This window comes from Endozoicomonas sp. ONNA2 (genome assembly GCF_024606365.1).
Lineage (GTDB): Bacteria > Pseudomonadota > Gammaproteobacteria > Pseudomonadales > Endozoicomonadaceae > Endozoicomonas.
The window spans coordinates 1-3672 of record NZ_JAHHPO010000949.1 but is presented as its reverse complement, the minus strand read 5'-3'; the positions used below and the strand labels follow the sequence as shown (position 1 = coordinate 3672).

The following is a 3672-nucleotide window of genomic DNA, read 5'->3' as shown; positions in this document are numbered from 1 at the left end:
TGCCCTACACGGCAACTGCTCCTGCGTTGCTCTAGCTCCTGCATCCATGCAGTCGGGCGTTATTCTCGGACAGCCTCCTGGATACTGCTAAAATTGAGGAGGATATTTTGGATACCAGTGCAAAAACGTTCTTGTCTGAATCTTGCTATAGAGATATGCATCCTTCGACTAACGATGCTAACAGTGGTTCGGGCCCAAAAGAGCAACCGGCAAGAATTTCTACGGCCACACATCAAGTTGAGAGGGACGATTCCCTTGATCGTACCTTATTCCAAAGAGATTTAACTCCCACTCAGTGTAAACCTGAATTATCTTCAAGCTTTGATTTACCAACCTTAATGGCACATTACCCTGATAAAGATGGAGACAGTTTTTTACATATGGCAGTGGTGCATAACATACTTCCACTAGCCCAATTATGGAAAAATAATTGTTCCGAACATTTTACTGCTGATTTGAACAGGCAAAATGATTTAGGACAAACGCCCTTACATATTGCTGTCTATAATCAAAATTCTGAGATGATCCAATTTCTCCTTGAAAATGGTGCCTCTGCCTTAACACAAGAGAGAAAAGGTCGAACGCCTGTTCATTTTGCTTGCCAGTTTGGTTGTATAGGAACCCTTCGTCTTCTACTTCAACAGATCGAAAAGAGCAATCAAAGCTTGCCAGCTGCCCTCAATGCAGAAGTATTCGACGGGGGGTTAAATAGCCTTCTATTTTTTATAAGCCTGCATAATCCTGTCAAAGAAGAGCAATTCCCGATTGTTGATTTACTGCTTCAGTATGGTGCTGACCCAAATCATCAAGACAAATGTTCCGGCAAAACACTTGTTCATTACCTTGCTGATCAAAATAATGTGGCACTCTATAAATACCTGCAAACAAACTACCCCTCAGAAATAGACTGGAATGCTGAGCGATATGACAGTGGCCGAGTGACCCTGGAGAACGATATTTTTGTTTTTGAAAAAGACGAGGTTTAACGAAAAAAGGCATGGAAGCCACAGCTCTCACAGGAGAAATGACTTCTATACTGATCTGCCTTGCTGCTGTCTCAGGCACTGGTATTACATTTTTGCCACTGAGCCCCACGACCTCTGCCTACCGGCTCCAGCAAGCCTTCGGCACGCATTTGCTGAACCACTTTTTTGACCAGCTCCCGACTGACCGTGGGTATTTGCAGGCAGATATCCGCAACGGAAAAAGCATGGCTGGTCTGCTCGATGGCCATTCTTGCCAACTGTGATTTTGGTGCACGACTGCCCTGCCACTGCAGGGTTTGAATTTTATCTTCCAGTTCATCGTAAGCACGAATGAGGGTATTCAGGAAAAAATCGATCCAGGGCATCGGATTGTGTTGCCCTTCATGCCAACCTTTTACACTGAGCTGCAACGCTCTTTTATAGGCTTGTTCCTGCCTTGCCAAAACCCGCTCAAGGCTGATCATCTGAGCCACCTGATAACCGTTAAGCGCCAGCATCATCGCGATCAGCAACCAGGCGATTCGGGCATTGCCGTCGCTGAAAGGGTGAATACAGAGAAAATCCAATACCACGGTTGGTATCAGCAACAAAGGCTCAACCTGCTGTCCTAGCCCTTCATGGTAACAGGTAACCAGCTCTTCCATAGCCTCGGCAATGACCCTGGCGGGCATGGTTCGATACAGAACACCAATTCTCAGCCCATTGCTATCCCGTTCTACAATCTCTTTATTGGTCACCCGCCAGCGTCCGCCCTCATGGGGTACATGGGCATATAACATGGCATGCAGCTGACGGATAAGACTGACTGACATCGTCATGTGTTCCCCTGGCTCAACCACAATCTCCAAGCCATCCCGGTAGCCTGCAACCTGCCTCTCAACTGGTGTAGTCGGACGGTATTCCCGGTATATCAGCTTACGAACCAGCTCTCTGGAAGCGACAATGCCATCCAAACGACTGCTGTACTCCACAGACTCCAGGACCGCAATCTGACGGAGCGTATCCAAAACCTCCGGCTGCTGACGAACATTGACCAGCTGGCGGCCGCGGAACTCTCCCAGTTGCCTGAACAGACCCAGCTGATAACTGTTGAAAGAATAACCGGATAAATGCTGCAGTGTTTTCATAGGCAATAAGAATATAATAGGTATTTATCGGATAAATAAGTGAAAAATACAGTATAGGTATAATTATTACCCATTAAATCCAGAATTTTAAGCAAAATTCAGAAAAAGGGTATTCATTGGTTAACAGCCAATCAAACTGGTTAAAATCTGATCCACCAACAGGGTTATAACGTTAGTCAGACGCTTCAAGTTATGGAAAGAGAAGGCTTTCTCAAAACATTCAAATGTCCTTGCGAGCATAAATTGATGATTAAAACGTGCACTTGTAATTAATGACCTCAAAACGCTTTCACTTTCCTGCTGTTTGGTCGCTATACAAATTCACTATTACTCAAACCCTTGATGAAAGGCGTTGGGAATAGTTTTCCTTATATCAATGGAGAACAACAATGAAAAAGACGCTATCGGCTATCGTATCTTCTGTCATTCTGTTCAGCGCCAATGCTTCAGCGGATCGGGACTATGCTGCTCAGGCAATGGAAAGACATGACTTGGAAAAACCGGTATTAATACCTGTTATGGATATGATTAGACCTGCGAGTGCCAGAGAATCACTGGACTCGATTACTGTTCCGACAAAGCATGAAGAGCGACAGGCCAGAATGGAAGCCCTTGCTGAAATAAGAGAAAATTAATTTTTTCCCTTTAGTTGCATGGTTGTGATGTTCCTGAATCACAACCTTCAAAGCAGATCATCAATATCAGCTCTTAGCAATGGTTCCTTGCCCAAATCAAAACTGGCAGCTGCAATATGCAGGGTAAATAGCTGCTTCAGAGCGACAAAGTCTCTCGACCCGGGCCACTTATCTTCATCTTCAGTCCACACTGAGAACTCATTCTCCAGAATGACACGCGCTTGTTCACTGATACCAGCAACCAAACTTTCTTCGGATTCATGCTCGTCAAAAAGATAAGCAGCACCTTCAAAGTCCCATATTTCTGGAATTTCGACATTCAGGCTTTTTACCCAGTCGATGAACACGGATTTTGGTTTCAGGGTAATGACACAACGGTTTATCAACTTCATTTTTTGCCTGTGTAATCATTAGATAAATTGGAAATATAAGTCGATAGTGTATCATGTTGTTTATTAAGATCTTCTATCTCTTTGGATATTTTTTCATTTTCCGATCCTAATTCTTCTTTTTCAGCACGCAGTTTGTCAATTTCATTTTTCAGTTTTTTATTCTTTTCTCGATTTCTTACTTTGAATTTTTTTTGATAAGACTTTCCTTTCAATTTTCTTCTAATGTTTTTTGCGAGCAAGTAAAGTTGCTTATCACCTTCTTTTGCAAACATATCTTTAAAACTTTTGTGACTCATATCAGCAATATACTGATAGCTAGAGAGGGTATTGCTGATTTCATTAGTATTGATGACAGGAAACATCGTTTTACATTGTTTAGATTTTTTTTCAACTGGATCAAACAGATGTAAGCTGGACTGTTCAGCCATCACAAGAATATTCTTTAGTTTCAATTTACCCTTGGCAGCTGTTGATTCTGTGGCAGGGCGACAGAATCGGTCGAACGATCATCCCGATAATAGGATATTTAGCT

General features: G+C 43.1%; 5 protein-coding genes. 2 read left to right on the top strand and 3 right to left on the bottom strand.

Annotated features, from left to right (window positions below):
* Positions 1-107 precede the first annotated feature (107 nt).
* Positions 108-986, top strand: coding sequence for an ankyrin repeat domain-containing protein (locus KDK14_RS16865; RefSeq protein ID WP_257266345.1), 879 nt, complete (start codon positions 108-110; stop codon positions 984-986).
* A 71-nt stretch (positions 987-1057) separates the two neighbouring features.
* Here the strand turns inward: KDK14_RS16865 and KDK14_RS16860 are convergent, their stop codons facing one another.
* Complete coding sequence (locus KDK14_RS16860; RefSeq protein ID WP_257266344.1) at positions 1058-2113, bottom strand: Fic family protein; 1056 nt, start codon at positions 2111-2113, stop codon at positions 1058-1060.
* 389 nt (positions 2114-2502) lie between these two features.
* Here KDK14_RS16860 and KDK14_RS16855 point away from each other — a divergent pair, with 389 nt between their 5' ends.
* Positions 2503-2748, top strand: a complete 246-nt coding sequence (locus KDK14_RS16855; RefSeq protein WP_257266343.1) for a hypothetical protein — start codon at positions 2503-2505, stop codon at positions 2746-2748.
* A gap of 47 nt (positions 2749-2795) precedes the next feature.
* Here the strand turns inward: KDK14_RS16855 and KDK14_RS16850 are convergent, their stop codons facing one another.
* Both KDK14_RS16850 and KDK14_RS16845 read right to left on the bottom strand, forming a co-directional pair.
* Positions 2796-3140 carry a hypothetical protein gene (locus tag KDK14_RS16850; RefSeq protein WP_257266342.1) on the bottom strand — a complete coding sequence of 115 codons (345 nt, stop codon included), beginning with the start codon at positions 3138-3140 and terminating at the stop codon, positions 2796-2798.
* Positions 3137-3571, bottom strand: a complete 435-nt coding sequence (locus tag KDK14_RS16845; protein WP_257266340.1) for a hypothetical protein — start codon at positions 3569-3571, stop codon at positions 3137-3139. Before KDK14_RS16845 ends, KDK14_RS16850 begins: the two co-directional genes overlap by 4 nt.
* Positions 3572-3672 lie beyond the last annotated feature (101 nt).

Coding starts and splice junctions, on each gene's coding strand:
- KDK14_RS16860 (WP_257266344.1), bottom strand. CDS start 2,113: ATGAAAACACTGCAGCATTTATCCGGTTATTCTTTCAACAGTTATCAG.
- KDK14_RS16855 (WP_257266343.1), top strand. CDS start 2,503: ATGAAAAAGACGCTATCGGCTATCGTATCTTCTGTCATTCTGTTCAGC.
- KDK14_RS16850 (WP_257266342.1), bottom strand. CDS start 3,140: ATGAAGTTGATAAACCGTTGTGTCATTACCCTGAAACCAAAATCCGTG.